Below are 5,061 nucleotides of genomic sequence, written 5' to 3' on the forward strand. Positions count from 1 at the left end.
GCAGCAGCAATTTGCACACCAGCGTGATCGCCTGCGTCGCACCGGCCGTGACGACGACCTGTTCGGGATCGCATAGGATGCCCTTCGTATTGAGCAGCATTTCGCATATCAGCAGGCGCAGCCCCCAGTGCCCCGCGGGACCGGCATATCCGTATTCCCGGTCGTCCAGCTGGTCGTATACCTTATAGGCGACCTCGCGCCACTTTTTGCGCGGAACATGCTCCATCGACGGAAAGCTCGGCCGGAAATCGACCCCGTCGAAACCATAACCGTCATCAGGCTGTTTCCGGGAGAAATGAAAGCTCTGATCCGACTTCTCGAATCTTGCAGGCTTCCTGTTTTCCAAATCGACCACATACGTCCCCGATCCGAGCCGCCCTTCCAAATACCCCTCCGCTACCAGCTGCTCATATACGCTGACGACCAGCGTGCGTGACACACCGAGTTCCTGCGCCAGCTCCCGGCTCGACGGCAGGCGCATACCCGCGAAATATTGTCCCTGGAAGATCCGCTCCCTGAGCAAGGAGTAGATTTGTCTCGTTTTGGTGTCTGCTGCCTGCACGCCTGTAGGGTCCTGTGCCAATACGGTTCACTCCCTTCCTTTTCAAATTGGTATGTTCAAAATCGCTCCAGAGTGGTGCTTATTACAGCCAATCTAGCATGGTAGGATGGATTTTGCAATGAAATGAAGGAAGGTGACGCCTATGTATCGGTCTCCAAAACCAACCCATGGCGGCCTCATGACCGCCGCTCTCTTTCTGGCAGCCCTAAATTTGCGTCCAGCCATCAGCTCGGTATCCCCGCTGCTCGCCTTCATCCGGGACGACCTGGGCATGTCGTCCGCAGCGGCAAGCCTGCTGACATCCATCCCTGTGCTGTGCATGGGATTGTTATCCCCCGTCTCGGCCAAGCTGGCCGGACGGGTGGGGACTGAACGCGTGATTCGCTGGTCACTCGTGCTTATCGGATTCGGAACGATCCTGCGGCTGTTCGTACACTCGGCCGGCGTATTGCTGCTGACCGCCCTGATTGCCGGGCTTGGCATTGCAGCCATGGGTCCCCTGCTGTCCGGGTTTATTAAGCAGCATTTTCCGAGCAGCGTCCCTGCGATGATCGCCGTCTACTCAGCCGGCTTGTCTCTCGGGGCTGCGCTCGCTTCGAGCTTGTCCCTCCCCTTGCAGGCGGACTCGCAATCGTGGCAAGCCGCCTTAGCCGTATGGTCGGCACTCGGGGCGGCCGGAGCTGCCGTCTGGTGGACCCTGCACCGGGGGAGCCGTTCCGGTCCGCGAAAGGTTAGCGAAGTCCCATCCGCCAGCCTGCCTTGGCGGAATCCCAAAGCATGGCTGCTCACCCTGCACTTCGGCCTTATGGCAGCCTGCTTCTATTCCCTCCTCGCCTGGCTGCCGCCCGTGATGCAAAGCCTGGGGTACACTTCGTCGGAAGCAGCCGTCATGCTCACCATCTTTGCTATCGCGCAGATTCCGGCCGGTACGATCCTGCAGCGGCTGCTGAGGCGCTACCCTTCCCGCCTGCTGTGGCTATGGGTATCATCGATTACGCAGCTGGCCGGTCTGATCCTGCTGTTCTCGCCCCTGCCCTGGCTGGCCGCGGCCGTGATCGGCCTGGCCAGCGGAACTTTATTTGCGCTGGGCCTGCTCCTCCCGATGGACGCAGCCGCAACCAGCCATGAAGCCGCATCATGGGCAGCCATGACGCAATCCGCCGGTTATTTGATCGGGGCCGCCGGACCTTTCCTCATCGGCCTCATCCATGATGCCGCAGGTCCATTTTCGTTTGCCATTTACGGTTTGATGGGAGTAACGGTGGCGCTCATCGTCGTTCAATGGTTCGTGGCTCCATTTCAAGCGCAGAAAAGGGCCGCTTCCAAGGCAGCGCCTCCCGCAAAGAGGGTGGATCTATCCGAATAGGAAACCGCCTGAATGGAAACCAAAAGACCCGCAGCGGGGATCGCCTCCTCCATGCGGGTCTTCGTTTTATTTTTTCCGGCCTAGCCCAGTTCCACCAGTGCCTCGATGACAGGATACGAAATGAGATGCCGGTCACGGTAAATGTCCTGCACCGCCCCCTGCTTCGTGCTCACAATCCCCCTTTGCAGGATGGCTGCCTTGAACCCTCGTTCCAGCGCACCGTTATAGGTGAACAGGACGCAGTATTCCGCGGCAAAACCGGACACCACCAGCAGATCGACGCCCTTTTCCGCAAGGATAGATTCCAGTTCCGTTTTCCAGAACGCATTGGAGAAGGTTTTATGAACCACCGTATCGCCAGACTCAATCTGAATCCCCGGGATAAATCCGATTCCGTCGTCATTGACGTCCTCCGCGCCCTCCACATCTTTTATATGGATGACGGGATGCCCCTTCGAGCGCAGCAGACCGGCGGTGTAATTCATATACTCACAGGCCCCGTCAATCGTTTGTTGATCCACGTACCCGTTCAGCAGATGCTTCTGCATATCGATGACCAGCAGACCCAGTTTCAAATGGATTCCTCCTCAACTTGTTTAATTCATATAAAATACAATTCGAATTTCTATGCAAAATTTCCTTGTTCGAACATGTTTTTTCCAAATTTTGACCCCCAAATAGGGCTAATATCGTATACAATAGTAGTCAATTAGTACCTTTTTCCATGGAATGTTATGGGATGAAGGCGAACCGTGTCAGTAAAGGAGTGCAGCAAATGGCTATCATTGAAGTAGTGGAATACGAAGGACCACCAGGGGTGTTCGCCTGGCGCTACCCGAACCAGGAGCTTGGGACCTGGACCCAGTTGATCGTTCATGAAACGCAGGAAGCCATATTATTTAAAGGCGGCAGGGCTCTCGATTCCTTCGTGGCAGGACGCCACACCTTGAGCACGGCGAATATTCCGATCCTCTCCAACCTCATTAATCTGCCATTCGGCGGCAAATCGCCGTTTACCGCAGAGGTATGGTTTGTGAATAAGCTCCGGTCGCTGGATGTGAAGTGGGGAACCGCATCTCCCATCCAACTGCAGGATCCGAAGTTTAACATTATTGTATCGCTCAGAGCCTTCGGCCAATTTGGGGTGGAGATTGAAGATGCACGCAAGTTTCTGCTGAAATTGGTCGGCACGCTTCCATCGTTCGATCAAGATACACTCGTGAAATACTACCGCGGGGTTCTGACCTCGAACATTAACGAAATGATTTCCTCTTACATTATCCATAAAAAAATCAGCGTGGTTGAAATTAACGCCTATGCCGCCGAAATTTCCAAGCATGTCCGGGACACGATCGCACCGTCTTTTGAGGAAATGGGCATATCCCTTGTGAATTTCTTCATCGATTCGATTAATTTTCCGGAAAATGATCCGTCTACGCAGCGCATTAAGGAAGCACTGGCCAAAAAAGCGGAAATGGACATTATCGGCTTCACCTATCAGCAAGAACGTTCCTACGATACGCTCGAAAGCGCCGCCAAAAATCCGGGCAGCACCGCCGGTATCGTCGGCAGCGGACTCGGCATGGGGTTGGGCATGGCAGGATCGATGTACGACGCCGTCCAGCAAATGGCCGGAAATGTGAAGGTTCAAACCACTAGCGATATGGACGTTAAGCAAAAAGCCTGTGTGACATGCGGGCAGCTGAACGCCGCCGATTCGAAATTTTGCTCTGCCTGCGGCCAGAGTTTGACGTTAGGAGCAGCCGGCATCCCCGCGAAAAAAATCGTGTGCAGCGATTGCGGACAACCGCTTCCGCCGAACGCCAAGTTTTGTCTGAACTGCGGCGATCCGTACAACGCCTGCCCTGCGTGCGGCTATGACTTCAAGATCGGATCGGTGAACTGCAGCAGCTGCGGAACCCTGCTGCCGAAGCTGTGCCGCGAGTGCGGGGAATGGATGGACCCGAAGGCCCGCTTTTGCCCGGGCTGCGGAACCAGCAGCATCCTGAAATGCTCGAACTGTCAGGCGGAGGTACAGCAAGGACAGAAATTCTGCATGGAATGCGGCCATGCCCAAACCTGAAACGGTGCGAAAGGAAGGGGAACCACACTGATGCATAAAAGCTGGTTTTTTACCGCTGTCATCCTTATTCCCTTGATTGTTTTCTTTGGGTTTGGTGGAGCGGCAGCTGGGCTGAGAGCCGGTCCTGGATATCCGGTGCCGGAGCGGGCTGCGCGGCAGCAGCCGTTCTTCGGTTTGTATATCGCCAGCTGAACCGCCGCCAGGGTCCAGGCATGCCTGCTCCCTTTTACATTGGCTCCGGTATCGCAGCTGGACTGTACGCCGGGGCGGTGCTGCTGGAGATGTTGTTGTTCAGTCTTTGGACCACGCTCTCCGTCACCTCCTATGTATGGAGCCAGATTATCACCCTGCTCGGATTCATCATCCTCACGGGGACGGTGGAACTGTTCGGAACCTATGCTGCCAGGCAGGAGCGGCGGGACCACCGCAATTGGAGCAAGGGGCGGGATACTGCGAATCGGCTGGAAACCATCCGTCAGAAGCTTCAATCGCTGCCGGAGCAGACCCGGCTCGATCGTGTTCAAGAGCAAATCCGCGGCCTGGAGGATACGCTCCGGTACAGCGACCCCAATTCGGTTCCGGCCTTATACGAAGTGGAGCAGCTGCTTCTCCAGAAAATATCGCTGCTGGAGGATCAGGTGAGCCTGATCGCTACCGCTGTGCCGGACCAGTGTGAACAATTAGCCAGTGAAGCTTTACTCCTGATCCAAGATATCGAGCGTACAGCATTAGAAAGAAATTCACAGTTACTTCAAGCAAAAGCTGGTTCTACATAGTTTGAACTAAAGTTTAACCATTTCTTTAGTTCATTCTAATATACATAAACATCATCATGCATAAAGGAGACTATCATATGGAGATCCCGGTTCCATATAAAGTTAGATTTTCGACATTTGACACGTGGATTATAATCCTCACCCTGCTCGTATTTCCCGTCGGCGGGCTGCTCGCCTTCATCCGCTTGGCATCGACCCACCATCATAACAAAGCCAAAGGCAGAAACTTACGGCTATTGGGATGGGCTATGGTCTTTTCCTATATCTCCATCAT

6 protein-coding genes and 1 pseudogene are annotated in these 5,061 nt (G+C 54.9%); 5 read left to right on the forward strand and 2 right to left on the reverse strand.

The window, feature by feature from the left end; translation table 11 throughout:
• Positions 1–583 (reverse strand): GntR family transcriptional regulator (locus CPT76_RS33130; protein WP_146116517.1); only part of this gene is annotated, 583 nt, incomplete at its 3' end.
• A 121-nt stretch (positions 584–704) separates the two neighbouring features.
• On the opposite strand from CPT76_RS33130, the gene CPT76_RS33135 reads away from it, so the two are divergent.
• The gene (locus CPT76_RS33135; protein ID WP_105445923.1) at positions 705–1,928 is read left to right on the forward strand and encodes an MFS transporter; all 1,224 of its coding nucleotides are present in this window, start codon (positions 705–707) and stop codon (positions 1,926–1,928) included.
• Positions 1,929–2,008: 80 nt separating this feature from the next.
• On the opposite strand, the gene CPT76_RS33140 is transcribed toward CPT76_RS33135, so the two are convergent.
• Positions 2,009–2,503: a cysteine hydrolase family protein gene (locus tag CPT76_RS33140; RefSeq protein WP_181153214.1), complete on the reverse strand. Its 495-nt coding sequence runs from the start codon at positions 2,501–2,503 to the stop codon at positions 2,009–2,011.
• Between the two features lie 200 nt (positions 2,504–2,703).
• Here CPT76_RS33140 and CPT76_RS33145 point away from each other — a divergent pair, with 200 nt between their 5' ends.
• The 4 genes and pseudogenes from CPT76_RS33145 to CPT76_RS38530 all read left to right on the forward strand — a co-directional run.
• Positions 2,704–4,011 (forward strand): SPFH domain-containing protein, encoded by a 1,308-nt coding sequence (locus tag CPT76_RS33145; protein ID WP_105445924.1) that lies wholly within the window; start codon positions 2,704–2,706, stop codon positions 4,009–4,011.
• A 30-nt stretch (positions 4,012–4,041) separates the two neighbouring features.
• Positions 4,042–4,203 (forward strand): hypothetical protein, encoded by a 162-nt coding sequence (locus CPT76_RS38130; protein ID WP_181153215.1) that lies wholly within the window; start codon positions 4,042–4,044, stop codon positions 4,201–4,203.
• A 20-nt stretch (positions 4,204–4,223) separates the two neighbouring features.
• Positions 4,224–4,787 carry a DUF2730 family protein gene (locus CPT76_RS33150; RefSeq protein WP_105445925.1) on the forward strand — a complete coding sequence of 188 codons (564 nt, stop codon included), beginning with the start codon at positions 4,224–4,226 and terminating at the stop codon, positions 4,785–4,787.
• Positions 4,788–4,864: 77 nt separating this feature from the next.
• Positions 4,865–5,061, forward strand: a pseudogene (locus tag CPT76_RS38530) (hypothetical protein); the annotation flags it as partial.

The organism is Paenibacillus sp. AR247, from assembly GCF_002968895.1.
In the GTDB taxonomy this organism is placed as follows: domain Bacteria; phylum Bacillota; class Bacilli; order Paenibacillales; family Paenibacillaceae; genus Paenibacillus_AQ; species Paenibacillus_AQ favisporus.

Coding starts and splice junctions, on each gene's coding strand:
- CPT76_RS33135 (WP_105445923.1), top strand. CDS start 705: ATGTATCGGTCTCCAAAACCAACCCATGGCGGCCTCATGACCGCCGCT.
- CPT76_RS33145 (WP_105445924.1), top strand. CDS start 2,704: ATGGCTATCATTGAAGTAGTGGAATACGAAGGACCACCAGGGGTGTTC.
- CPT76_RS38130 (WP_181153215.1), top strand. CDS start 4,042: ATGCATAAAAGCTGGTTTTTTACCGCTGTCATCCTTATTCCCTTGATT.
- CPT76_RS33150 (WP_105445925.1), top strand. CDS start 4,224: ATGCCTGCTCCCTTTTACATTGGCTCCGGTATCGCAGCTGGACTGTAC.